Origin of the sequence: Pseudomonas sp. BN414, assembly GCF_029871275.1 — a bacterium.
GTDB lineage: Bacteria > Pseudomonadota > Gammaproteobacteria > Pseudomonadales > Pseudomonadaceae > Metapseudomonas > Metapseudomonas resinovorans_C.
Genome location: NZ_SSOL01000062.1, coordinates 55,627 through 79,360, shown reverse-complemented (window position 1 = coordinate 79,360; position 23,734 = coordinate 55,627). Strand labels below are relative to the sequence as shown.

Below are 23,734 nucleotides of genomic sequence, written 5' to 3'. Positions count from 1 at the left end.
AGGAAACTATTGAAGGAACCTATGGATGTCGTCCGCCAAATTGCGCGCTTTCCTCGCTGTCGCCAGGCACGGCAGCTTCAGCGCCGGGGCCCGCGCGCTGGGGCTCAGCCAGCCCACTCTGACGACCCAGGTGCAGAGCCTGGAGCGCCAGCACAACGTCGAGCTGTTCCACCGCCGGGGCCGGCGCATCGAGCTATCCGATGTCGGCCAGCAGCTGCTGCCTATCGCCCAGCGCATCGCCGCCCTGGAACTGGAAGCGCACAACCTGCTGCGGGATTCCGGGCGCCTGGACAGTGGCCAGCTCAAGCTGGGCGCGGTCGGCCCTTTCCATGTGATCGAGATGGTCGATCACTACCGCCAGCGCCATCCACGTATCGAAGTGTCGATCCGCGTCGGCAACTCGGCCGAGGTGCTGGCCGACCTGGAACAATACGTCACCGACATCGCCGTGCTCGCCGGCCTGCATGAGGACCCGGGCCTGTGCGCCGTGCGCTACGCTCGCCACGCCATCATCCTGTTCGCCCGGCACGACCATCCCCTCGCCCGCCGCGACAGCATTGCGCTGGCGGAACTCGAGGACCAGCCACTGTTGCAGCGGGAAGCCGGTTCCACCACCCGTGCGGCCCTGGAGCTAGCCCTTGCCCAAGCCGGCGTGACACCGCGCATCGCCATGGAAATCGGCAGCCGCGAGGCCCTGCGCGAAGCGGTGGTCCGCGGCATTGGCCTGGGCGCGGTGTCCGAGGCGGAATTCATTCCCGACCCGCGAATCAAGCCGATCCGTATCGAGGGCGACCCGGTGCACACCGAAACCTACCTTTATTGCCTGGCGGAACGGCGCAACAGCCTGCTGATCTCGTCGTTCTTCGAGGCGGCACAGGTGGGCGATATCCGCTAGCGTGTTGCTGAGCCGATGTCGATCTCGCCCTGCGCCAATCGACCAGTCAGCGAGTCCCTCGCATCCAGGAGTCACCCATGTCCCTGCAACTGTTTGCGCACCCTTTCTCGTCGTATTGCCAGAAGGTCCTGATCGCGCTCTACGAGAACAGCGTCCCGTTCCAGATGCGCCTGCTATCACCCGACGACCCGGCCACCGGCGAGGAGTTCCAGAGGCTCTGGCCCCTGCAGCGGTTTCCTCTGCTGCTGGACGGGGAGCGGGCGGTGATGGAGTCGAGCATCATCATCGAGTATCTGCAGCTTCATCATGCCGGGCCGGTGAAGCTGATCCCCGAGCAGCCAGAAGCGGCGTTGGAAGTGCGGATGCTGGATCGCTTCTTCGACCTGTACGTGATGACGCCCATGCAGAAGCCGGTGCTCGATAGCCTGCGCTCGGAGGGCCAGCGCGATCCCTGCGGCGTGGCGGACGCGAAGGGCCTGCTGGACCGCAGCTACGCCTGGCTCGAAGGGAAGCTCGCGGGGCGAACCTGGGCTGCCGGCGAAACCTTCAGCCTGGCGGACTGTGCGGCGGCGCCCTCGCTGTTCTACGCCGACTGGGTGCACCCGATCGACGCGGCCTTCGGCAATCTGCGCAGCTATCGACAACGGCTCCTGGCGCATCAGTCCATTGCACGGGCCGTGGATGAAGCGCGCCCCTATCGGTCGCTGTTCCCGCTGGGTGCGCCTGACCGCGATTGATCCTCAAGGCTGAGGCGCAGCAATGAATCAAGCGCTTCGCGAGCAGAGCTCGCTCCTACCCGGTTAACGGCCTTTCGCGACCTGGGCGCAGGCGAGTATGGTTGCCCATTCGCTCCGCAATCTCGTACAGGATGTCCCCATGAGTGATCTGTCGGCTTTCCCCATCCACCGTAAATGGCCCGCAACGCGGCCGGACGTTCTTCAGCTCTATTCCCTGCCGACGCCCAATGGCGTCAAGGTTTCCATCATGCTGGAGGAGACCGGCCTGCCCTACGAGCCGCACCTGGTGAGCTTCGAGCGCAACGACCAGATGTCGCCGGAATTCCTCTCCCTCAATCCAAACAACAAGATCCCCGCCATCATCGACCCCAATGGACCGGATGGCCGCCCGCTGCCGCTGTTCGAGTCCGGCGCCATCCTCATCTACCTGGCAGACAAGACCGGCCAGCTGATCCCGCAGGACGCCGCAGGCCGCTACGAATGCATCCAGTGGCTGATGTTCCAGATGGGTGGGATCGGCCCAATGTTCGGCCAGATCGGCTTCTTCAACAAATTCGCCGGCAAGGACTACGAAGACAAGCGTCCGCTCGACCGCTACGTGCAGGAGTCGGCGCGCCTTCTGGCTGTGCTCGACCAGCGCCTGGAAGGCCGGGACTGGATCATGGGCGAGCAATTCAGCATCGCCGACATTGCCACCTTCCCCTGGGTCCGCAACCTGGTCGGCTTCTACGAGGCGGGCGACCTGGTCGGGTTCGAGCGTTTCACCAATGTGAAGCGCGTGCTGGAAGCTTTCCTGGCGCGTCCGGCGGTCGAGCGTGGGTTGGGGATTCCGAAGCGGGATTGAAGGTGGGCGTGGCGCGGACTCTTGCGTCAACCTGATGTAACCCTCTCCCCCGGCCCCCGCTCTGCGCCCCTGCCTGATCGCTTCGCGCTCAGGCGTTCATCGGCACCGGAAGCGGTGCTTCCGAAAGCGTGCCTCTTCACCCCTGAAGTGGAGAGGGGTGACTCGCGCCGGCGAGGGACATGCGATCCTGAAACGCACATAGGGCCTGTGGCCAGGCAGTGAGTAGGGTGGATGTCACTTTTTACATCCACCATCGGCACCGCAGGCGGCACTGGTTTGCGCTCTTCTGTGGGGGCGATTTCAATCGCTCAGCAGACCGCAGGTCTGCCCTACGAACACTCAGTAGCACCTGACCTCCCTCTCCCCCGCCTCACTTCCCCCGCAGTTCCTTCGCCACCCTGAACTGCATCTCGTAAGCCGGCCCCTCCACGCTGTCGGCATCCTCGGCATAGCGGCTGGCGAACCCCTCCACGCCCCACTCCCGATATTGCTGCGCATGCACCAGCTCGTGGGCCCAAAGCGCCACATCCTCCAGCGCACCTTCGCCGTCGCGGAAGAGGATCACGTCCACCAGGGTGACGGCCTTGATATCCGGGTCATGCAGCATCGCGCTGGCCGCGCCCAATTCACTGCTGTCGCCGATCCGGTAACGCGCCACATCCAGCAGCGCGACATCGAAGTAAGGCACCAGCTTTTCCCGGATAGCCGGAGGGATCGGCTCGACCCCGCCGGCCAGGGCATCGGCCCGAGCCTGCACCAGCCATTGCTGCAAGGCACCGGAGGCCACCCGGCTCACCTCGCCGGGTAACGGGCCGAGCACGCCGCGTACATCCGGCAGGCAGACGCAATCCGTCACGCAGACTTCGTACTGCCCCGGCGGACAGGCAGACGCCGTCGCAGCGAGGCCGCAGGCGGCGAGCAATGCGAAGTTCAGGGCGATCCGGGTCATGCGTCCTCCACGACGGGTCCATTCGGCTTTGACCACGGCCAGCGGCCAAGCGCACCGCGTCCGACGACTGACCCTGAACGCCGATCACCGGCGACCGCTCACAACAGTCATGGCCACCCGATTCGGAGGACACCGCCATGCACAGCGATCCCAAGCGTCCGGGCGAAGCGCCCGACCGGACTCCGCCCTCAGACACTCCGCGCAACGTGCCGGACACCGATGTGGAGCCCGTGGAAGACACCGAACAGGAACCCAACCCCGAGGGGTTGCTGAAGGAATGGAACGACCCGGAGGACGACCCGCTGGTGTCCGGTTCCAAGGGGCGCAATCCACTCGGCGAAGGCGGCCCCTGAGTACCGTCTCACCCAATTTCGCGGCCAGTTGAAGAGGGGCTCACCGGCCGACGCGACGGTCTGCTAACGTGATGCAGGCTCATTCGCGGAACGGTATTCATGCTCCCCTTCATTCAAAGCCACCCCCTGGTGTTCGGCGCCCTGCTGATCCTGCTCGATGTCTTGGCCTGGCGCATCATTCCCGCCGAGCAACAGCCCTGGAGGGTGGCCTGCCGGCTGTTGCTGTTCGTGCTGTTCAGCGCGGTGATCATCGACGCCGGCATGAGCCCGCTGCAGCCGCCGCCGTGGTCCGATCCGACCCTCAATCTGGTGGCCACCGCCATGGAAATCGGCTGGTGGCTGTTCGGCGCGCGTACCGCCACCGTGGTACTCGGCCTGCTGATGCCGCGCATCGGCCATGCCGGGCGGCTGCTCCAGGATGTGCTGGGGGCGCTGATCTTCCTGGTGGCGGTGGTGGCCGCCGCGGCCTATGTGATGCAACTGCCGGTGAAAGGCCTGCTGGCCACCTCAGGGGTCATGGCGATCGTCATCGGCCTGGCCTTGCAGAGCACTTTGAGCGATGTGTTTTCCGGCATCGTCCTCAACACCACCAAGCCCTATCAGCTGGATGACTGGATTTCCATCGACGGTACCGAAGGCAAGGTGGTGGAAATCGACTGGCGCGCCACCCACCTGCTGACGAACAAGGGCAGCACCGTGGTGGTTCCCAACTCGGTGGCGGCCAAGACCAAGGTGCACAACTTCAGCCGCCCTTATGAGCTGACCAGCGTGTCCATCACGCTCAAGGTGTCGACCCAGGTGCGTCCGCGCCGCGTGCTGGAGGCCCTTGAAAGGGCGATCCAGAGCGTCAGCGCATTGCTGGTCAACCCCAAGCCGAAGGTCGCCATCAAGGGGTCTGACCTGGAGTCCATGGAGTACGAGATCAGTGGCTTCATCCGCACCGGCGAGAACAAGACCGAAGTGAGCAACCTGATGTACGACCTGGCGCACCGGCACCTGGAAGCGGCCGGCATCTCCTTCACGGGCGAAGACGCACCGCAACCCTCCTCGCGGCCGCGCCTGCTGCTGGAAGAGGTAAAGATCTTCCGCGCGCTCAGCCATGGTGAAAAGGACGAACTCAGCGAGGCCATGGCACCCCTCGCCTTCTCCGCCGGCCAGATGGTAATGGCGGTAGGAGAAGTGGCCGACGGCCTGCTGATCGTGGGCACGGGCGTGGTGTCCGCTGCGGTGCCGGACAGCACCGGGAAGATGGTGGAGGCCGGGCGCATGGGACCGGGGGAAATCATCGGCGAGGAAGGCATCGGCTGCGACGCGCCGTCCCAGGCGCAGTTCACCGCCCTCACCGCCTGCGTGCTCTACCGCATCGACCGGGAGGCAATGAGCAAATTCCTCGAGACACGCGTCGAAGTCCGCGCCGCGCTCATCCATCTGCGCACCTTCCGCGAGCAAGCCAGCCGCAATCTACTGCTGCAGAAACCCCAGGCCGTGAAGAAGACCGGCTTCCTCAGCTGGCTGCAGAAGAAACACTGAGGGTTCCGATCAGCGGACGTCGCAAAATCAATAATGGCATTTTTTTATGCTTTAATTGATTTTGTAGGACAATCCGCAACGTGAGGGCCCCGTCATGAAACTCAGGACACTGGCTTTACTGCTGCTTGTAGCGCTCGTTCAACCCACCTGGAGCCTGGCCGCGCAATCAACGGCGGCCGGCGCCGACACTCCCGCGCTGACCACCCGTATGGCGCTGCGCGACCTGTGGGTGGAGCACATCTTCTGGGTCAGGAACTACGTCGTCGCCAATCAGGACGGTCAGCGCAAGCAGGCCGATGCGGCCGCCACCCAGGTCGTGAACAACGCCAAGGCCATCGCCAACAGCATCGCCCCGCTCTACGGCCAGCCAGCGGCGGACCAGTTGCTGGAACTGCTGGCCGGACACTGGGGCGCCGTGAAGCACTACAGCGATGCCACCGTGGCCAAGGACGATGACGGCAAGAAAGCGGCGGTCAGCGACCTCACCCGCAATGCCAAGGGCATTGCCAAGTTCCTCTCCAGCGCCAACCCAAACCTGCCCGAGGACGCCCTGCTCAACATGCTCAGCGCCCACGGCGGACACCATGTGGCGCAGATCGACCAACTGAGCAAAGGCGACTTCGCAGGCGAGGCCGGGACCTGGGCAGCCATGCGCCAGCACATGCAGGTACTGGCCGATACCCTGGCCGCTGCACTGGTCAAGCAGTTCCCGGACAAGTTCTGACACTGGCCTGCTGAGGTAATCGATGCTTCAAGGATTGGGACGTACTCAACAGGACCTGCTCGGCGCCCTGCTCTATCAATCGGGCGGCATGAGCATCGACGAACTGGCCAATCATCTGGCGGTGACCCGCACGGCGATCCGCCAACACCTGGCCGCGCTGGAGCGCGACGGGTTGGTACTGCGGGGCGAAACGCGACCGACCGGCCGCCGCCCCGAACAGCTCTACCAGCTCAGCCCACGTGGCCGGGAGCTCTTCCCCCGCCAGTACCAGTTACTGGCCAATCTGCTGATCGGCGAAGTGGCCAGCCTCATCGGCCACGACGCCCTCGTCCAGCTCATGCGCGGTCTCGGCCGCCGCCTGGCTGGCGAAATCGCAGCGCAGGTCATAGACGAGACGCGCATCGCCCAGCACATGCACGAAACCGGCTACGAAGCCGAAGTCTTCTTCCGCTCCGGCGGCGAACCCGAGATCGTCGCTCACAATTGCGTGTTCCATCACCTGGCGGCGCTGCACCCGGAAGTCTGCGAGCTGGACCTGGCGCTGATCGGAACCCTCGGCGGCGGCCAGGTCGCACACCTCGAATGCATGGTGCGCCAGGGACAGGTCTGTCGCTTCCGGATCGACCGCGACTGAACCAGCAACTGCCCGGTGGATGGCGGGTATCCGCCATGCGCGCGGGTGGATTGCCGCCATTCCGGGCGGTTTTCCGCCACCGCTAACCGGAGCCCGAAGCCTTGATTGCCGCCCAGTGAATCGTTTCATGGGATTTTGCCGATTACGGCACGGCATTTGCCTACCCACCGCCCTTTTCGAGAAACAGTAAAGGGACGGCCCCATGAAAAAACTCCTCCTAGGCTTCCTGTGCCTCACGGTACTTGGCTGTGCCAAGCAACCGACGGCGGAGAAGTCTGTCGACGTGTTGCTGATCGGCGGCGGCATCATGAGCGCCAGCCTCGGCACCTACCTTCATGAGCTGGAGCCGGGCTGGAGCATCGATATCTACGAACGACTGGACCAGGTCGCCGCGGAAAGCTCCAACCCCTGGAACAACGCCGGCACCGGCCACTCCGCCTTCTGCGAGCTGAACTACACCCCGGAAACCGCGGACGGCGGTATCGATATCAGCAAAGCCGTGGCGATCAATGAATCCTTCGAGATTTCCAAGCAGTTCTGGGCCTACCAGGTCGAGCACAATGTGCTGAGCAATCCGAAGTCCTTCATCAACGGCGTGCCGCACATGAGCTTCGTCTGGGGCGATGACAACATCGAGTTCCTCAGGAAGCGCCACGCCGCCCTGCAGCACAGCTCGCTGTTCCGTGGCATGGAGTACTCCGAGGACCATGGGCAGATCAGCAAGTGGGCGCCGCTGGCGATGGAGGGCCGTCCGGCGGACCAGAAAGTCGCCGCCACCCGCATGGCCATCGGCACCGACGTCAACTTCGGCGAGATCACTCGCCAGTTGATCGCCTCGTTGACCGAAAGCGACAAGGTTTCGCTGAACCTCAAGCACGAAGTCCGCGACATCAAGCGTAACGAAGACGGCACCTGGACCGTGGTCGTCGCCGACCTCGGCAACGACGAGGCTGTCCGCAGCGTCAAGGCGAAGTTCGTCTTCATCGGCGCCGGTGGTGGTGCCCTCAAGCTGCTGCAGAAATCCGGCATTCCAGAGGCTGAGGGCTATGCCGGCTTCCCGGTGGGCGGCCAGTTCCTGGTCACCCGCAACCCCGAGGTGGTGGCGCAGCACCAGGCCAAGCTCTACGGCAAGGCGTCGGTCGGCTCGCCGCCCATGTCGGTGCCGCACCTGGACACCCGCGTGATCGATGGCCAGAAGGTGCTGCTGTTCGGACCCTTCGCCACCTTCTCCACCAAGTTCCTGAAGAACGGTTCGCTGCTGGACATGTTCAGCGCCCTGACCACCGACAATATCGGCCCGATGACCAACGCCGGCCTGGACAACATTCCGCTCAGCACCTACCTGATGGGCCAGCTGATGCTCAGCCAGGCCGACCGCATGCATGAACTGCGCGAGTATTTCCCGCAAGCCAAGGACGAGGACTGGGAACTGCTGACCGCCGGCCAGCGCGTACAGGTGATCAAGAAGGACGCCGAGAAAGGCGGCATCCTGCAGTTCGGCACCGAAGTCGTCAGCTCCGCCGACGGCAGCATCGCCGCGCTGCTGGGCGCGTCGCCGGGTGCTTCCACCGCTGCGCCGATCATGCTCACCGTGCTGGAGAAGACCTTCAAGGACAAGGTCCAGACCCCGGAATGGCAAGCCCGCCTGAAGGAAATCATTCCCTCCTACGGCCGCAAGCTGAACAACGACCTGGAGCTGACCAACCAGGTCCGCGCCTGGAGCAGTGAACGCCTGCAACTGGAGCACGTGCCGGTACTGCCGGAAGTCGCTGTGCAGTAAGGCCGCGCCCATAGCGAATGAATTCGCCCCCACAAGGGAAAAAACCGAGGCACAAGCCCTGTGGGAGCGATTTCAATCGCGATGCAGGTCGAAGACCTGCCCGGTAGCCCCAGGGGGCAGCTTCGCTGCCCTTTCGCGAATGAATTCGCTCCCACAAGGAGAGAAACGCTCTCCGGCAGAAATCCTGTGGGGGCGATTTCAATCGCTAAGCGGACCGCAGGTTCGCCCTGGCCTTGAAGCGGGCAGCTACGCCGCCCATAGCGAATGAATTCGCCCCCACAAGGAAAAAAGCCGAGGCACAAACCTGTGGGAGCGATTTCAATCGCGATGCAGGTCGAAGACCTGCCCGGTAGTCTCAGGGGCAGCTTCGCTGCCCTTTCGCGAATGAATTCGCTCCCACAACAATCCTGGCCCCAACATCCCCTTCACAACCCCGACATTTTCCCCAGATTTTCTTCACGAAGTTTTGATTCCGCCGCTCCTACCCTGCGCTCCGTATCCACGAGGGATACGTTGCCCCGAGCGAGCGGCCCATGTTCAAACGCATTTCCATCCGCCCCGAAGCCCTGGCCTTCCTGGCGAGCCTCCTGCTGCTGTCGGCCTACAACTTCCCGCTCTGGCGGCATGTCTTCGCCATTGTCCCGGCTGATTCCGACGGCCTTGGCATGCGCGTGGCCTTCGGCGTCATGGTGCTGGCCATCTTCAATTTCATCCTCGCCCTGCTCTCCTTCCGCAGGGTCCTCAAGCCGATCCTGATCTTCCTGTTCCTGGCCAGCTCCGGTGTCGCCTATTTCATGAGCCAGTACGGTGTGCTGATCGACGCCAACATGCTGCGCAATGTCGCGGAAACCGACGTCAATGAAGTTCGCGACCTGCTTTCCTTCAAGCTGCTGCTGTTCATCCTCATCCTCGGCGTGCTGCCAAGCTGGCTGCTGTGGAAACTGCCGGTCCGCCACCAGCCGCTGCGCCGCGAACTGCTGGGCAAGCTGGCCCTGGCGGCCGGCTCGCTGACCGTGCTCGGCGTAGTCGCCCTGGCCAACTACCAGGGGCTGGCGTCGCTGCTGCGCAACCATCACGAACTGCGCCTGCTGGTGGTTCCCAGCAATTATCTGAATGCCTCCTTCGGCTACATGCGTGAACAACTGGCGGTGGCCAAGGAGCCGTTGCGCCAGATCGGCACCGACGCACATAAAGCGCCGTCCTGGCAGGCCCACCAGCGCAAGTCGCTCACCGTCCTGGTGGTCGGCGAAAGCGCACGGGCGGAGAACTTCGGCATCCTCGGCTATGCGCGTGACACCACGCCCCTGCTCAGGGCCCAGCAAGGTGTCACCGCCTTCAGCAACGTGCGTTCCTGCGGCACCGAGACCGCCGTTTCCGTGCCCTGCATGTTCTCCAACATGGGCCGCAGCGACTACGACGCCGCCCAGGCCCGCAGCCAGGAAGGCCTGCTGGACGTGCTCAGGCACGCCGGCCTCGACGTGACGTGGCGCGACAACCAGTCGGGTTGCAAGGGCACCTGCGACCGCGTCACCCAGGAAAACCTCAGTCACCTGAAAGACCCCGTGCTGTGCAGTGGCGGCGAGTGCCACGATGAAATCCTGCTGAAAGACCTGCAGACCTACATCAACCAGCTCAAGGACGACTCGGTACTGGTCCTGCACCAGATGGGCAGCCACGGTCCGGACTACGCCAAGCGTTATCCCGAGCGCTTCGAGAAATTCATCCCGGTGTGCAACAGCAACGCCTTGAACGACTGCAGCCAGCAAAGCATCGTCAACGCCTACGACAACACCCTGGTCTACACCGACTACGTGCTGTCGAACCTGATCGACCTGCTGCGCAAGAACCAGGACAAGGTCGACACAGCCATGGTCTACCTTGCCGACCACGGCGAATCGCTCGGCGAGTACAACCTCTTCCTGCATGGCACTCCCTACCTGCTGGCCCCCGACCAGCAGAAGCACGTGGCCATGCTCACCTGGTTCTCTGACAGCTACCGCAGGGATTTCGCCCTGGACACCGGCTGCCTGGACAAGGAGCGCGACAAGCCGCTGAGCCAGGACAACCTCTTCCACTCCATGCTCGGCCTGTTGCAGGTCCAGACCGGGGAATACCACGAAGGCCTGGACCTGTTCGCCGCCTGCCGCACCACCGGCATCGCCGTGGCAAAGGACTAGGCCACGCCATGGGCGGCAAGCAGCCACTTGAGCGGCGGATCATCTTCGCCTTCGTGCTGATGACGCTGATCGTCGGCGGCACCTTTTCCCTGGGGATCGTCGCCATCGTGCACTTCATCGAAGAGCACCTGGTGTCAGAGGAGATGAGCCGGGAACTGGACTACGCGATAGACGAGGAACTCAAGCTGGACCCGGCAGCGCGCATCGATGCCAACACCCGCTTCTTCAGCTCCCACAGCGGACGCGATGCCTTGCCACCGCGCTTCACCGGGCTGCCGGAAGGGTTCTCCGAAGTGCTCGATGGCGACGCAGCCTATTACGTCTTCAAGCGCAGCCATGGCAGCCACGAGGACGTGCTGGTGGAAGAACAGCACGAGTTCGAGGCGCGCGAGCGGGCGCTGTTCGACGTGGTGCTGGCGGGTTTCCTGCTCAGCGTGTTCGGCGCCTGGGGGCTCGGACGCCTACTGGCACGCCGGGTGATGGCGCCCGTGCGACGCCTGGCACAGCAGGTTCGCCATCGCGACCAGTTACTGCCCATGGCTCCCCGACTGTCGCCCGACTACCCGGACGACGAGGTCGGTCGGCTGGCCGCCGCCTTCGACGAAACCCTTGGCCAGCTCCGCCATTCGCTGGAGCGCGAACGCCTGTTCACCAGCGATGTGAGCCATGAACTGCGCACCCCGCTGATGATTATCGCCACTTCCTGCGAGCTGTTGCTGGACGCCCCCGGGCTGACCGCCGGCGAACGGGCGCAGGTGACCCGTATCGCTCGCGCCAGCGCCGATATGCACGACCTGGTGCAGACCTTCCTGCGCCTGGCGCGGGCCGGACAGGAGGAAGTCGGCCTCGCCGAAAAGGTCGACCTGTCCGGACTCGCCGCCGAGCAGTACCGGCAGTGGATGCCCCAGTTCCAAGCCAAAGGCCTGGCCTTCACCCTGATCGACGAGGGCACGGGTGCGGACCGCTACGAGGCGCCGCAACTGCGGACGGTGATGTCCAACCTGCTGCGCAATTCCCTTCACTACACTGAACAAGGTGCGGTGCGGCTGATCCTCGCGGTGGACGGCTTCCGGGTCGAAGACAGCGGCCAGGGCATTCCGGAGGAAGAGCAGGAGCGCATTTTTCAGAGCTTCGTTCGCGGCCAGCAGGCGCGCGGCGAAGGCCTGGGCGTGGGGCTTTCCCTGGTCAGGCGTATCTGCCAGCAGCAGGGTTGGGAAGTCCAGGTGGAGTCCAGTCCGGACTCGGGCAGTTGCTTCTCCGTGCACCTTGGCCCCGCTCGTTGACATTTTTTTCACGGGCTTTTGACCTCGCTACTACAGCCCGTTATCTAAAGTGAACAGCTCTCCAAATGGATGCGGTGCACCGGGATTCGCCATGTGGCGGGTCTGCGTCCCACGTCCTGAGCGAAGGAGCTCCCCGTGTCCGCCAACACCACCTCACTGCCGCGTCGCCGCTCTCCCTTCCCCAAGCGCTCGCGGCCCGGCGGCCAATGGCTGATGTTGCTTCTCGACCAGCGCATCGCGCGCTGGCTGCTTGGGGCCTTCGCCCTGCTCCTGCTGGTGAGTGCGGGGATACCCGCCTGGCGTCACCTGTTCCCGGCCGTGGCCGCACAAGGCTGGCGCTACCAGGTGCACCTCGACGACATCGAACAGGTCAGTGCACTCCTGCCCGATGGTCGCGGCGGACTCTTCCTCAGCCAGGAACTGCAGGACGGCAAAGGACGAATCCTGCATGCCGGGCGAAGCGGACAGAACAGCGAGGTGGAGTCCGGCCTGTCGAAGCCCGATGGCATGACGCTCTACCGCGGGGGCATCGCCTTCAGCCAGGAACAAGGGGAACACCCGGTGCTCTGGGTGAACGACCTGGGTACCCGGCAACTGTTCAGCGCCGACAGCGTCGAGGGGCTGTCCACCGACGGCCATTACCTCTATGCGATCGAAGACCGCCACGGTAACGGCCGATTGCTGCGCTACGACCCGGAAACCGACAGCGTCACCACGCTGCGCAGCGGCCTGGACGAAGCCGAAGCGGTCGCGTTCTGCCCCGATGGCCGCCTGTTCTACAGCGAGAAAACCAGTGGCCAGGTCCGCCAGTTGAAGGAGGACGGACAAGACCCGGTGGCGATCGAGGGCTTGCACGAGCCGGGTTTCCTGCTCTGCAACCGGGATGGCCTGTGGGTCACCGAAGATGCCACGCACATGGCCCGCGTACTACTGCTGGATGCGACAGGAAAGCTCAACGTCGTGCTGTCCCATCTGCGTTCGCCGCAAACCATAGTCGAGACCGCTCCCGGCCGTTATCTGGTCGCCGAACAGGGGCGCAATCGGGTGCTGGAACTGCTGCGGAACCAGACGCCGCAATGATGATGACCGCCGTCTCACGGGCCTCCCGGGGACTCGGCAAAAAGATTTCGAAACGCAGAAATATCTACACACAATTTTCACAATTGTGTCGTTAGGTTAATCCCATGCCCGCGAACAGGGCCGGCTAAGCCGGCACCAGCAAACCAGACGGTCGCCAGACGGGTTCGGAATAACAACTAACAGGCGCGCAATGAAAATCACCATTTTCGGTACGGGCTATGTTGGCCTGACCCAGGCGGCCTGCCTGGCGGAAGTAGGCCACTCGGTATGTTGCGTCGACGTCGACGAGCGCCGCATCGCGGAGCTCGAGCAGGGCCTGTCACCCATCTACGAACCCGGCCTGGAGGCCTTGCTCCAGGGAAATCTCGGCGCCGGTCGCCTGCGTTTCACCACTGACGCCGCCGCAGGCGTCGAGTTTGCCAGGGTCATCTTCATCGCCGTGGGCACCCCGCCCGACGAGGACGGCAGCGCCGACCTCCGTTACGTCTTCGCTGTAGCCGACACCATTGCCGAGCACGCCCGCGAAGACAAAGTGGTGATCAACAAGTCCACTTCCCCGGTAGGCACTGCGCAACGCATCAAGGCGCGCTTGCAGGAAATGCTCGCCCACCGGCACTGCGACCTGCAGATGCAAGTGGTCTCCAATCCCGAGTTCCTCAAGGAAGGCTCTGCCGTGGACGACTGCATGCGCCCGGAGCGGATCATCCTCGGCATCGACGGCGAGCGCGACGTCGAACTCTTCCGCGAGCTCTACAAGCCCTTCAGTCGTAACCACGAAAAGCTCATCGTCATGGACAGCCGCAGCGCCGAGCTGACCAAATACGCGGCCAACAGCATGCTGGCCACCAAGATTTCCTTCATCAACGAAATGGCCAACCTCGCCGAACTCCTGGGCGCGGACATCGAGATGGTGCGCAAGGGCATCGGTTCGGATTCGCGCATCGGCTACGACTTCATCTACGCCGGCTGCGGCTATGGCGGTTCCTGCTTCCCGAAAGACATCCAGGCGCTGCAACGCACCGCCGCCGAGGTGGGCTACCACCCGCAATTGCTGGCAGCAGTGGAATCGGTCAACCACCGACAGAAGCACAAGGTGTTCGAGAACATCCACCGCCACTACAACGGCAACCTCCGTGGCAAGACCTTCGCGCTCTGGGGCCTGTCCTTCAAACCCAACACCGACGATATGCGCGAGGCACCCAGCCGGGTGCTGCTGGAATCGCTCTGGGCGGCAGGCGCGCGCGTCCGGGCCTTCGACCCGGAAGCCATGCAAGAGGCTCGACGCCTCTATGGCGAGCGACACGACCTGCACCTGGCCGACTCCAAGGAAGAGGCCCTGGACGACTCCCATGCCCTGGTGATTCTCACCGAGTGGTTGAACTTCCGAATCGCCGACTTCGGCCTGATCAGTCAACGCCTGTGCGACAAGGTGGTGTTCGATGGCCGCAACATCTTCGAGCCAACCCACCTGGTCCGCGAAGGGCTGGCCTACTACCCGATCGGCCGCGCCGCCGTTGGGCTGGGCCGGCCATGAAGTTCCTGGTCACCGGCGCTGCTGGCTTCATCGGCTTCCACACGAGCCTGCGCCTGTGCCAGGCCGGGCACCAGGTGGTGGGCCTCGACAACCTCAACGACTACTACAGCGTCGACCTCAAGCTCGCCCGCCTGGAGCGTCTGCACGGGACGCCCGGGTTCTCGTTCCGGAAGCTCGACATCGCCGACCGCGAGGCCCTGCGAGAGCTGTTCCACGAGGAGCGTTTCGAGCGCGTCATCCACCTCGCCGCGCAGGCCGGCGTGCGCTATTCGCTGGAAAACCCGAACGCCTACGCCGACTCCAACCTCACCGGCTTCGTCAATGTGCTGGAAGGCTGCCGCCAGAACAGCGTGGGCCATCTGGTCTACGCCTCCAGCAGCTCGGTCTATGGCATGAACACCAAGGTGCCCTTCGCCATCGAGGATGCCGTCGACAACCCGGTCTCGCTCTACGCCGCCACCAAGCGCGCCAATGAGCTGATGGCGCACACCTACGCCCATCTCTACCGGCTACCGGTCACCGGCTTGCGCTTCTTCACCGTGTATGGCCCCTGGGGCCGGCCGGACATGGCGCCCTTCAAGTTCACCAAGGCAATCCTCGAAGGCCAGCCCATCGACATCTACAACGCTGGCGACATGTCGCGGGACTTCACCTACATCGACGACATCGTCGAAGGCATCGTCCGTATCCAGGACTGTCCGCCGCCCTATGCAGACGAATCGGAACAGGTCCGCCAGGGCGCCACCGACAGGCTGTTCAACATCGGCCTGGGCTCGCCCGTGCAACTCCTCGACTTCGTGGGCTGCATCGAGCAGGCCACCGGCGTCGAAGCCATCAAGCACATGAAACCCATGCAGCCAGGCGACGTGCCGAGGACCTGGGCCGACGTCAGCGCGCTGGCCCAGCGAACCGGCTTCCGCCCCACGACCGCGTTGCACGAGGGCGTCGCCCATTTCGTCGATTGGTACCGGACCTTCTACGGAGCCTAATGAATGGGAAACGAATCGCACCCGTTGACGCAGATCCGCCAGGCCGCCCACGACAAGGCTCGGGTCGGCACGCGGCCGAGCGCGCCTGCGTTGACCACGCGGGCCATGCTCAAGGGGCTGGGCCTGATCCTCAGCCTGGCGCTGATCGGCTACCTGTTCGACCGGAGCGACCTGGGCAACGCCATCAACGAAGCCTGGATCGACGCCCACATCCGCGGCCATGGCGTCGAAGGCACCCTGCTGTTCCTGGCGATGGGCGCCGTGTTCACCGCAGTCGGCCTGCCCCGGCAGATCATCGCCTTCCTCGCCGGCTACGCCTTCGGCCTGATTCCCGGCACCCTCCTCGGCACCCTGGCGGCGCTGCTCGGCTGTCTGGTCGCTTTCATCTATGCCCGGCTGTTCGGCAGGAACTTCCTGCGTGAGCGGCTCGGCGAGCGTGCCGCGCGGTTTGATCGTTTCGTCCACGACCACCCCTTCTCGATGACCTTGCTGATCCGCATGTTGCCGGTCGGCAGCAATCTGCTGACCAACCTCGCCGCCGGAATTTCCAGTGCGCGCCTGCTGCCATTCCTTGCCGCCAGCTTCATCGGTTTCCTGCCGCAGACCCTGGTGTTCGCCCTGGTCGGCAGCGGAATCAACGTCGCCCCCACACTCCGCATCGGCTCCGCCGCCCTTCTCTTCCTGGCCTCCGGAATGCTCGGTGCCTGGCTGTACCGACGACATCGTCCTGGCCTGGGCCTCGATGACGGGATCGATGCCGCCCAGGCGGAGGCAGAACGATCATGACGCCGAAACCAACGCCAGGACGCTGCTCGACGCTTCACCGCGCCTCGGGCGGGCAGTGCCCAACCCTCAACCGGATCGAGCGACTCGAATGAATGCTCTCAATGGACTCAGCATGTCGACCAAGCCCTACGTTTCCGTCCTGATCCCGGCCAAGAACGAGGCCGAGAACCTGCCCTCGCTGCTCGAGGAGGTTCGCCAGGCCCTCGCCCACGAAGACTTCGAGGTCATCGTGGTCGATGACGGCAGCACGGATAACACCGTCCCTCACCTGCTCGCGCTCCAGCGCGCCGGCTATGCGGAGCTGCGCATCCTCAGCCACGACCGTTCGCTGGGCCAGAGCACCTCGATCTACCATGCCGCCCAGGCTGCGCGTGGAACCTGGCTGGCGACGCTGGATGGCGACGGGCAGAACGACCCGGCAGACATTCGCGGCATGCTGGCCATCGTCCGTGCCCCGGACGCCCCACTGAACCTCAAGCTGATCGCCGGGCACCGCGTGAACCGCCGCGACACGGCGAGCAAGCGTTGGGCTTCGCGCTTCGCCAATCGCCTGCGCAGTCGTCTGCTCAAGGACAACACCCCGGACACCGGCTGCGGGATCAAGCTGATCGACCGGGAAGCCTTCCTCCGCCTGCCCTACTTCGACCACATGCACCGTTTCATTCCGGCGCTGATCCAGCGCCACCAGGGCGGCATGCTGGTCCACCCGGTCAACCACCGCCCACGCCGTGCCGGGGTCTCCAAGTACGGCAACCTGGACCGCGCCCTGGTGGGCATCCTCGACCTGTTCGGCGTCTGGTGGCTGATCCGCCGCACGCGCTTCAACACCACCGCACGCGAGCTGGAGCGCTGAGCATGGGTCGCACCTCGCCTGCCCTGGACGCAAGCGCCCAGCCCATGCGATTGGTCGGTAGCCAGCGCATTTCGCTGCTGCTCCTGCTGTTGCTCGCTGCGGCTATGATCAGTGCCGGACTGGGCATGCGCCACCCATCCAACGTAGATGAAGAACGCTTCCTCGGTGTGGCGCTGGAGATGATCCAGAGCGGCGACTGGCTGATTCCCCATCGAGCCGCCGAGATCTACCCGGACAAGCCGCCGCTGTTCATGTGGGCCATCGCCGGCCTGAGCAAGCTCGACATCCCTCCCACCATTGCCCTGTTCCTTCCGGCGCTGCTCGCCGGCGTAGTGGCCACCGCCTGCCTGCACGACCTCGGTTCGCGCCTGTGGAATCGGCGCATCGGCCTGATCGCCGGCCTGCTGTTCCTCGCCACCTATCAGACCTACAGCATCCAGCGCGCCGGGCAGATCGACGGCTTCCTCCTGCTCTGGATCGCCATAGGCCTCTACGGCATGGTTCGCCACCTGCTGCTCGGGCCGGCCTGGGGCTGGTTCTACGTGGCCTGTGCGGCCATGGGCTTCGGCATCATCAGCAAGGGCGTAGGCTTCCTGCCGGCGCTGATGCTGATTCCCTACGCCTATGCCGCCCGCCGTGGCTGGAGTGGCGTGGCGCGCATGCCCGGTGCAGGCAGTGCCTGGGCGCTTGGCCTGCTGGTCACGCTCGCGGCCATTTGCACCTGGCTGCTGCCGCTGGTCATCAAGGTGACGCTGTATGGCGACGAGGCCAGCCGCGCCTACCTCAGCGAGATCCTCCTGAAGCAGACGGCCAAGCGCTATGCCGACGCCTGGCACCACCGCGAACCCTTCTGGTTCTTCTTCACCCAGGTAATTCCCAAGAACTGGCTGCCCCTCGTACTGGCCCTGCCCTGGCTGGTGCCGGCCTGGCGCCGCCAGCTGGCCAAACAGGATGGGCGCTATCTGGTTCTGCTGGGCTGGGTCGTCCTGGTGCTGATCTTCTTCAGCCTCAGCAGCGGCAAGCGCAAGCTCTACATCTACCCGGCCGTGCCCGGTTTGGTGTTGGCCATGGCGCCAATGGTGCCCTGGCTACTGCGTCGCTGGTTCGCCCAGCGCCCGCGCGGCAGAAAGATTTTCATCGGCCTGGCCGTCTTCTGGTTCATCGCCTGGTTCGTACGGGGCTACGTCGAGCCGCTCAGGGAAGGTATCAACCCGCGCCAGGCGCTGATGGCCGAAGTGGCCGAGGCCACCGGCGCTGGCGAGCTGATGCTGACCTACTGGCGCGAGGGCCATTGGCTGTACGCACGCCAGCCGCTGGTGCATTTCGGTGTGGGTGCCGCGAACCAGACGGAGAAGGCCGCCGAGTGGTTACGCACCCATCCCGCCGGCCATGCCCTGATCCGCCCGTCCGACCTGTCGCTCTGCTTCAAGCCCGACAAGGCCAGGCGCCTCGGCGACGGGGACGACGAAGACTGGTACCTGGTACAGGCCGACGCCGACAACGGCCAATGCCACGACCCGAGCGCCACCGCACAACCCTACCGCTTCGCCTGGAAGCAACCGCTCGACTGAAGGACCGCGAACGGATTGCGGCCCCTCCCGTGAGTGGCCTGCGGCCGGCGCTCGCCCGTAGTACAGGAAATAGCCATGAACAGTGCAGTTGAACTCGACAAGTACAGGCTCAAGCCAAAGCACCGATTGCGCGCCTTCAGCCTGTGCGGCCTGGGCCTGGCCGTGGTGCTGCTGGCCGCTGTCGCCTCCAGCAAGTTCCTTTGGCACGAGCGCGCCTGGTTCTATGTCAGCAGCCGCCTCGATGCCAGCACATGGGCGGGGCACAGCATCTGGCTGCCCGATTACCGCGTCGACATCGAGGCACGTCCGGTGGCCGGTATCGATGACGACCTGTCGGCCATCGATTTCGCGGCAGACCGCAAGCGTCTGCTGGCGGTGACCAATGCACCGCCCATCAAGCTGGTGGAGATGGATCGCGAGGGCAAGATCGTCGCGCAGTATCCGCTGCAAGGTTTCGAGGACGTGGAAGGCCTCGCCTACATGGGCAACGGTCTGGTGGTGGTCACGGATGAAGTCCAGCAGCAACTGGTGTTCTTCCACCTGCCCGAACGGCCTGACCAGGTCATCGACAAGCGGGACGCCCAGACCCTGGCCCTGCCGCTGTCGTCCAGCGCCCACAACAAGGGCTTCGAGGGCGTGGCGTACGACGCCGCGCATGACCGCATCTTCGTCGCCAAGGAACGCGACCCGCGCCGGCTCTTTGCCGTCTCCGGCGTCAAGGCGAGCCTGGGCGGCAAGCTCCAGCTCAAGGTGGAAGACCTCAGCGACTGGATCGATCGGAGCGTCTTCGCCAAGGACATTTCCGACCTGCACTTCGATACCCGGACAGGGCACCTGCTGGTGCTCAGCCATGAATCGAAGCTGGTCATCGAACTCGGCGAGAACGGCGAGATGGTTAGCTTCCGTACCCTGCTCGGGCACGTCGGCGACCTGAAGGAAAGCGCAGGCCAGGCCGAAGGCCTGACCCTGGATGATGACGGCACACTGTACGTGGTCAGCGAACCGAACCTTTTCTACCGCTTCAGGAAGAACTGACGTCCAGCGTCCCATCCGCCATGACGACCGCCTCCAGCGGCGCCCGGCGATAGAGCACGAGCCGGTAGCAGACCAGGCTGATCATCCAGTCGAACAACAGGGTCCAGACGTTATGGGAGAGGAAATGCGCGCCCTGCATCATCCGTCCGAGGGAGAACAGGCTACCGAGGGCCAGCGCGCCCACCAGCGTGGCCCGCGCCAGCCGTGGACGGCGGTCGCGCAGCACGAAGAACAGGGCGAGCAGGCAGAAACCCGCCGAGGCATGGCCACCCGGCCAGCAGCGCCCAGGCTTGTCGACGTAGGGATGCTGACCGAGCAGTGGCGCGTAGGGTTCGACCCCGCCGAACTCCGTCAGGCTCCAGGGGCATTGCACGGCGGTCACCGCCTTGAGCGGCGTGACGATGGCCGTCGACAGCCCGAGGGCCAGCACCAGGTAGCCCAGCTGACGGCGCCACTGGCGCAGACGGGTGGGCAGCAGACTGACGAGGAACCCGATGACGGCCAGCACGCCGAGAATGATCACGGCCTGCTTGGCGCGGTCGTGCAGCACATCTTCGAGGAAGGCACTGTGCCGGCCGATGAAGCCGGCCTGCGGGTCGTAGAACAAGTGTGCGAGGGCGAAATCGACGCTGGGTACGTCGACCAGCAGCAGAAGTGCCATGGCGGCCAACGGCAGCCCGCTCCAGAGCATGAAGTTGAAGGGACGCGAGTGGGGCATCGGAAGGTCCTTGGACAAGTGGGGACCGCCGCAGTCTGCGCCGACAGGCGTGAGCAACTGGTAATGGGCTTGTGAAAAAAACATCAACGGCGCCACGGCGCAGGATCGAGGGCAACACGTGCGCGTACTGATCATCGAGGACAACCGCGACATCCTCGCCAATGTGCTGGACTACCTCCAGCTCAAGGGCTACGGCGTCGACTGCGCCCAGGACGGACTGTCGGGACTGCACCTGGCCACCACCCAGCACTATGACCTGATCGTGCTGGACATCATGCTGCCAGGCCTCGACGGACTGCAGTTGTGCAACCGCCTGCGCCAGGAGGCCCGGCGCGACACGCCGATCATCATGCTCACCGCCCGCGACACCCTGGAAGATCGCCTGGCCGGGCTCAAGTCAGGCGCCGACGACTACCTGGTCAAGCCCTTCGCCCTCTCCGAGCTGGTGGCCCGCATCGAGGCGGTGGTGCGCCGCAGCCACGGCGGGCGCAAGAGCCGGTTGCAGGTGTCCGACCTCACCTATGACCTCGAGACCCTCCAGGCCACCCGCGCAGGCCAGCGCCTGAAGCTCAACCCCATCGGCCACAAACTGCTCACCACGCTGATGCGCAGGAGCCCGGCCGTAGTGCGCCGAGAAGTGCTGGAGGAAGCCCTCTGGGGCGACGACTGCCCGGACAGCGACAGCCTGCGCAGCCATATCCACCAACTGCGCCAGGTGCTCGACAAACCCTTCGAGCGGCCGCTGCTGCACACCATCCACGGCGTGGGTTATCGGCTGGCCGAGTTGGATGACAGGGATTGATTCCCAGGGGTTCGACGGCCGGACCTGCGGCCCGGTTGGCGAATGAATTCGCCCCTACAGCGAGCGATCGTTCGCGCAGCACCGAATTCGCACCTGACCAACACCGTAGGATGGGTAGAGCTTGCGAAACCCATGCTGTTCGTTCGAGCCGATGGGTATCGCTTGTGGAATTCGCCCCCGCAGCGAACAACCCTGGCACGATCGTTCGCGAGCAAGCTCGCTCCTACAGAATCTCCGATTCCCGCCCTCAACCTTCTTCTCGCCTAACCTGAACCAGGCAGCGCCGACAGGACAGGGACATGCCCGCTTCCACCATCCTTCCCCGCATTCCACGCACAGTCTGGGTATTGGGCTTCGTCAGCCTGTTCATGGACCTGTCCTCCGAACTGGTGCACAGCCTGCTGCCGCTGTTCCTGGTGGGCAGCCTGGGCGCGAGCATGTTGGCAGTGGGGTTGATCGAGGGCGCTGCCGAAGCCACCGCGCTGATCGTCAAGGTCTTCTCCGGGGCCATCAGCGACTTCCTCGGCAAACGCAAGGCGCTGGTGCTGCTCGGCTATGGCCTGGCAGCCTTGACCAAGCCACTGTTTCCATTGGCGGGAAGCACCGACCAGGTGCTCGTCGCACGTTTGCTGGACCGGGTCGGCAAGGGTATTCGTGGCGCGCCGCGGGATGCGTTGATGGCCGACATCGCTCCCGCGCAGATTCGTGGCGCCTGCTTCGGTCTGCGCCAGGCCATGGACACGGTCGGCGCGTTTCTGGGGCCGCTGCTGGCCATCTTGCTGATGATCCTGTTGGCCGGTGATATCGCGCTGGTGCTGTGGTTCGCCGTGCTTCCGGCCATCGTTTCGGTGGCCCTGATCCTGTTCGGCGTAGAGGAACCCGGCATCGTTCAACCATCCCGGCGCCTGCGCGCACCCATCCACTTTCGTGCCTGGCGGAGTTTTTCCCCGGCGTATTGGTGGGTGGTTGGCCTGGGGGCGCTGTTCAGCCTGGCCCGATTCAGCGAGGCGTTCCTGGTGCTGCGGGCGCAGGACGCGGGCTTCTCCACCACCTGGGTGCCGCTGGTCATGGTGGTGATGGCGGGCTTCTATATGCTCTCGGCCTACCCTGCCGGCACGCTGTCCGACCGCATGCCGCCTGTCGGGCTGCTGGCTTTTTCCCTGGCGTTGCTGATCGCCGCCGACCTGCTACTTGCGTGGGCCGACAACCCCACCCTGCTGCTGGCCGGCGTTGCCTTCTGGGGCCTGCACATGGGCTTCAGCCAGGGCATTCTCGCGGCACGGGTCGCCGCGACCACGCCGGCTGACCTCAAGGGCACCGCCTACGGCCTGTTCAACCTGGCCAGCGGCGCCGCCCTGTTGCTGGCCAGCACGCTGGCGGGCTGGCTCTGGCAGAGCCAGGGAGCCGCCAGCACCTTCCTTGCAGGCGCGGCGTTCTGCGTGGCGGCCCTGGTATTGCTGGCGCTGCGTCGCTAATCGAAAGTCGGGCTGCCCCCATCCTTCGTCCGCGCCAACCTTGCCCGGATGGCCCGGGGCGGGTGTCGTACTCCGGGTCGCATGGGACGACAACAAGGAGAAGAAAATGCCCTGGTACCTCGAAGCGCTGATCAGCATCCCCGCCGGCCTGCTGCTCGGCAATTTCACCGAATGGTGGTTCCACCGCGTCGTGCTGCACGGTCTGGGCCGCAAGCGCGGCACCTTCTGGAGCTTCCATTTCCACGAACACCACCGCAACGCCCGCCAGAACGACTTCTACGACCCCTGCTATCGCCGGGCCCCGCTGGGCTGGCATGCCCAGGGCAAGGAAGCCTGGGCGCTGATCGTTGCCAGCCTGCTGGTAGCACCAATGATCGTCTGGGCGCCGTGGCTGTGCCTGACGCTCTGGTACTGCGCCGGCAACTACTACTTCACCCACAAGAAAGCCCACGACCATCCGGACTGGGCCCGCCAGCACCTGCCCTGGCACTACGACCACCACATGGGTCCCAACCCCCAGGCCAACTGGTGCGTGACCAAGCCCTGGTTCGACTGGGTGTTCGGCACGCGGGAGTATTTCGTGGGGAAGCAGCAGGACGCCAGAGTGACCTCCTGATTCCCGCTCCGACACTCCAGATGGCTCAAACCTGTAGGAGCGAGTTTATTCGCGAAAAGTCCTGGACTCCGAGCTGCCGGTACCCCCCTCATCTGAACGCAGCCCGCCCCGGCCCCTCTCCCACAGGTGGGAGAGGGGTGACTCTCCGATCGACTCTGGCGCAGACCTGTGGGGGCGAATTCATTCGCGAAATGTCCCGGGCACCGAGTTGCCGGCTACTTCCCTCATCTGAACGCAGCCCGCCTGTAGAGCCCCGGCCCCTCTTCCGGAGGGAGAGGGGTGACTCACGGACCACCTCTGGCGCAGGCCTGTAGGGGCGAATTCATTCGCCAAGCGGGCCGCAGGTCTGCCCCCGCTTCACTTTGCGCA

22 protein-coding genes are annotated in these 23,734 nt (G+C 64.6%); 20 read left to right on the top strand and 2 right to left on the bottom strand.

The genetic code is table 11. From position 1 onward, the window contains the following. The first annotated feature begins 25 nt into the window (after positions 1-25). From E8E95_RS12440 to E8E95_RS12430, 3 genes are all read left to right on the top strand, one after another. Positions 26-895 (top strand): LysR substrate-binding domain-containing protein, encoded by an 870-nt coding sequence (locus E8E95_RS12440; RefSeq protein WP_280350497.1) that lies wholly within the window; start codon positions 26-28, stop codon positions 893-895. A gap of 77 nt (positions 896-972) precedes the next feature. Further along, on the top strand, positions 973-1,632 hold the full coding sequence (locus E8E95_RS12435) for a glutathione S-transferase family protein (protein ID WP_280350495.1): 660 nt from the start codon (positions 973-975) through the stop codon (positions 1,630-1,632). Between the two features lie 139 nt (positions 1,633-1,771). Then, positions 1,772-2,476 (top strand): glutathione S-transferase N-terminal domain-containing protein, encoded by a 705-nt coding sequence (locus E8E95_RS12430; RefSeq protein WP_280350493.1) that lies wholly within the window; start codon positions 1,772-1,774, stop codon positions 2,474-2,476. 370 nt (positions 2,477-2,846) lie between these two features. Here E8E95_RS12430 and E8E95_RS12425 read toward each other — a convergent pair whose 3' ends face one another. Then, on the bottom strand, positions 2,847-3,425 hold the full coding sequence (locus E8E95_RS12425; RefSeq protein ID WP_280350490.1) for a DUF4157 domain-containing protein: 579 nt from the start codon (positions 3,423-3,425) through the stop codon (positions 2,847-2,849). A gap of 137 nt (positions 3,426-3,562) precedes the next feature. Between E8E95_RS12425 and E8E95_RS12420 the strand changes: the two genes are divergently transcribed. From E8E95_RS12420 to E8E95_RS12355, 14 genes are all read left to right on the top strand, one after another. Then, positions 3,563-3,778: a hypothetical protein gene (locus E8E95_RS12420; protein WP_280350488.1), complete on the top strand. Its 216-nt coding sequence runs from the start codon at positions 3,563-3,565 to the stop codon at positions 3,776-3,778. A 99-nt stretch (positions 3,779-3,877) separates the two neighbouring features. Further along, the gene (locus E8E95_RS12415; protein ID WP_280350486.1) at positions 3,878-5,308 is read left to right on the top strand and encodes a mechanosensitive ion channel family protein; all 1,431 of its coding nucleotides are present in this window, start codon (positions 3,878-3,880) and stop codon (positions 5,306-5,308) included. A 94-nt stretch (positions 5,309-5,402) separates the two neighbouring features. Continuing rightward, positions 5,403-6,032, top strand: coding sequence for a hypothetical protein (locus E8E95_RS12410; protein WP_077521663.1), 630 nt, complete (start codon positions 5,403-5,405; stop codon positions 6,030-6,032). A gap of 22 nt (positions 6,033-6,054) precedes the next feature. Next, on the top strand, positions 6,055-6,666 hold the full coding sequence (locus E8E95_RS12405) for an HTH domain-containing protein (protein ID WP_280350480.1): 612 nt from the start codon (positions 6,055-6,057) through the stop codon (positions 6,664-6,666). A 202-nt stretch (positions 6,667-6,868) separates the two neighbouring features. Then, entirely contained in the window at positions 6,869-8,446 is a 1,578-nt protein-coding gene (locus E8E95_RS12400; RefSeq protein ID WP_280350478.1) for a malate:quinone oxidoreductase, read from the top strand. Between the two features lie 533 nt (positions 8,447-8,979). Continuing rightward, a complete protein-coding gene (locus E8E95_RS12395; protein WP_280350476.1) occupies positions 8,980-10,623 on the top strand; it encodes a phosphoethanolamine--lipid A transferase in 1,644 nt (547 codons plus the stop codon). Positions 10,624-10,631: 8 nt separating this feature from the next. Further along, on the top strand, positions 10,632-11,906 hold the full coding sequence (locus E8E95_RS12390; RefSeq protein ID WP_280350473.1) for a HAMP domain-containing sensor histidine kinase: 1,275 nt from the start codon (positions 10,632-10,634) through the stop codon (positions 11,904-11,906). A gap of 135 nt (positions 11,907-12,041) precedes the next feature. Next, positions 12,042-12,986 (top strand): hypothetical protein, encoded by a 945-nt coding sequence (locus E8E95_RS12385; protein WP_280350471.1) that lies wholly within the window; start codon positions 12,042-12,044, stop codon positions 12,984-12,986. A gap of 190 nt (positions 12,987-13,176) precedes the next feature. Beyond that, positions 13,177-14,520, top strand: a complete 1,344-nt coding sequence (locus tag E8E95_RS12380) for a UDP-glucose/GDP-mannose dehydrogenase family protein (protein ID WP_280350468.1) — start codon at positions 13,177-13,179, stop codon at positions 14,518-14,520. Then, positions 14,517-15,509, top strand: a complete 993-nt coding sequence (locus E8E95_RS12375) for an NAD-dependent epimerase (protein WP_280350466.1) — start codon at positions 14,517-14,519, stop codon at positions 15,507-15,509. Before E8E95_RS12380 ends, E8E95_RS12375 begins: the two co-directional genes overlap by 4 nt. Before the next feature lie 3 nt (positions 15,510-15,512). Beyond that, positions 15,513-16,295, top strand: a complete 783-nt coding sequence (locus E8E95_RS12370) for a VTT domain-containing protein (protein WP_280350464.1) — start codon at positions 15,513-15,515, stop codon at positions 16,293-16,295. Positions 16,296-16,407: 112 nt separating this feature from the next. Beyond that, positions 16,408-17,148: a glycosyltransferase family 2 protein gene (locus E8E95_RS12365; protein ID WP_280350462.1), complete on the top strand. Its 741-nt coding sequence runs from the start codon at positions 16,408-16,410 to the stop codon at positions 17,146-17,148. A gap of 44 nt (positions 17,149-17,192) precedes the next feature. After that, entirely contained in the window at positions 17,193-18,719 is a 1,527-nt protein-coding gene (locus E8E95_RS12360; RefSeq protein ID WP_280350555.1) for a glycosyltransferase family 39 protein, read from the top strand. A 75-nt stretch (positions 18,720-18,794) separates the two neighbouring features. Continuing rightward, on the top strand, positions 18,795-19,754 hold the full coding sequence (locus E8E95_RS12355; RefSeq protein ID WP_280350460.1) for an SdiA-regulated domain-containing protein: 960 nt from the start codon (positions 18,795-18,797) through the stop codon (positions 19,752-19,754). Here the strand turns inward: E8E95_RS12355 and E8E95_RS12350 are convergent. Beyond that, on the bottom strand, positions 19,741-20,472 hold the full coding sequence (locus E8E95_RS12350) for a phosphatase PAP2 family protein (RefSeq protein ID WP_280350458.1): 732 nt from the start codon (positions 20,470-20,472) through the stop codon (positions 19,741-19,743). The two genes, E8E95_RS12355 and E8E95_RS12350, sit on opposite strands and share 14 nt — an antisense overlap. A 118-nt stretch (positions 20,473-20,590) precedes the next feature. Here E8E95_RS12350 and E8E95_RS12345 point away from each other — a divergent pair, with 118 nt between their 5' ends. The 3 genes from E8E95_RS12345 (at position 20,591) to E8E95_RS12335 (ending at position 23,365) form a co-directional block, all read left to right on the top strand. Beyond that, on the top strand, positions 20,591-21,274 hold the full coding sequence (locus tag E8E95_RS12345; protein ID WP_179059022.1) for a response regulator transcription factor: 684 nt from the start codon (positions 20,591-20,593) through the stop codon (positions 21,272-21,274). A 299-nt stretch (positions 21,275-21,573) separates the two neighbouring features. Further along, complete coding sequence (locus E8E95_RS12340) at positions 21,574-22,749, top strand: MFS transporter (protein ID WP_280350455.1); 1,176 nt, start codon at positions 21,574-21,576, stop codon at positions 22,747-22,749. A gap of 106 nt (positions 22,750-22,855) precedes the next feature. After that, positions 22,856-23,365 carry a sterol desaturase family protein gene (locus E8E95_RS12335; RefSeq protein WP_280350453.1) on the top strand — a complete coding sequence of 170 codons (510 nt, stop codon included), beginning with the start codon at positions 22,856-22,858 and terminating at the stop codon, positions 23,363-23,365. The last annotated feature ends 369 nt before the right edge of the window (positions 23,366-23,734 follow it).

Bases quoted from the DNA above. Each gene is read 5' to 3' on its own strand.
- E8E95_RS12340 (WP_280350455.1), top strand. From the start codon at position 21,574: ATGCCCGCTTCCACCATCCTTCCCCGCATTCCACGCACAGTCTGGGTA.
- E8E95_RS12400 (WP_280350478.1), top strand. From the start codon at position 6,869: ATGAAAAAACTCCTCCTAGGCTTCCTGTGCCTCACGGTACTTGGCTGT.
- E8E95_RS12430 (WP_280350493.1), top strand. From the start codon at position 1,772: ATGAGTGATCTGTCGGCTTTCCCCATCCACCGTAAATGGCCCGCAACG.
- E8E95_RS12405 (WP_280350480.1), top strand. From the start codon at position 6,055: ATGCTTCAAGGATTGGGACGTACTCAACAGGACCTGCTCGGCGCCCTG.
- E8E95_RS12440 (WP_280350497.1), top strand. From the start codon at position 26: ATGTCGTCCGCCAAATTGCGCGCTTTCCTCGCTGTCGCCAGGCACGGC.
- E8E95_RS12375 (WP_280350466.1), top strand. From the start codon at position 14,517: ATGAAGTTCCTGGTCACCGGCGCTGCTGGCTTCATCGGCTTCCACACG.
- E8E95_RS12350 (WP_280350458.1), bottom strand. From the start codon at position 20,472: ATGCCCCACTCGCGTCCCTTCAACTTCATGCTCTGGAGCGGGCTGCCG.
- E8E95_RS12335 (WP_280350453.1), top strand. From the start codon at position 22,856: ATGCCCTGGTACCTCGAAGCGCTGATCAGCATCCCCGCCGGCCTGCTG.
- E8E95_RS12415 (WP_280350486.1), top strand. From the start codon at position 3,878: ATGCTCCCCTTCATTCAAAGCCACCCCCTGGTGTTCGGCGCCCTGCTG.
- E8E95_RS12435 (WP_280350495.1), top strand. From the start codon at position 973: ATGTCCCTGCAACTGTTTGCGCACCCTTTCTCGTCGTATTGCCAGAAG.
- E8E95_RS12425 (WP_280350490.1), bottom strand. From the start codon at position 3,425: ATGACCCGGATCGCCCTGAACTTCGCATTGCTCGCCGCCTGCGGCCTC.
- E8E95_RS12355 (WP_280350460.1), top strand. From the start codon at position 18,795: ATGAACAGTGCAGTTGAACTCGACAAGTACAGGCTCAAGCCAAAGCAC.
- E8E95_RS12395 (WP_280350476.1), top strand. From the start codon at position 8,980: ATGTTCAAACGCATTTCCATCCGCCCCGAAGCCCTGGCCTTCCTGGCG.
- E8E95_RS12410 (WP_077521663.1), top strand. From the start codon at position 5,403: ATGAAACTCAGGACACTGGCTTTACTGCTGCTTGTAGCGCTCGTTCAA.
- E8E95_RS12380 (WP_280350468.1), top strand. From the start codon at position 13,177: ATGAAAATCACCATTTTCGGTACGGGCTATGTTGGCCTGACCCAGGCG.
- E8E95_RS12390 (WP_280350473.1), top strand. From the start codon at position 10,632: ATGGGCGGCAAGCAGCCACTTGAGCGGCGGATCATCTTCGCCTTCGTG.
- E8E95_RS12360 (WP_280350555.1), top strand. From the start codon at position 17,193: ATGCGATTGGTCGGTAGCCAGCGCATTTCGCTGCTGCTCCTGCTGTTG.
- E8E95_RS12370 (WP_280350464.1), top strand. From the start codon at position 15,513: ATGGGAAACGAATCGCACCCGTTGACGCAGATCCGCCAGGCCGCCCAC.
- E8E95_RS12420 (WP_280350488.1), top strand. From the start codon at position 3,563: ATGCACAGCGATCCCAAGCGTCCGGGCGAAGCGCCCGACCGGACTCCG.
- E8E95_RS12365 (WP_280350462.1), top strand. From the start codon at position 16,408: ATGTCGACCAAGCCCTACGTTTCCGTCCTGATCCCGGCCAAGAACGAG.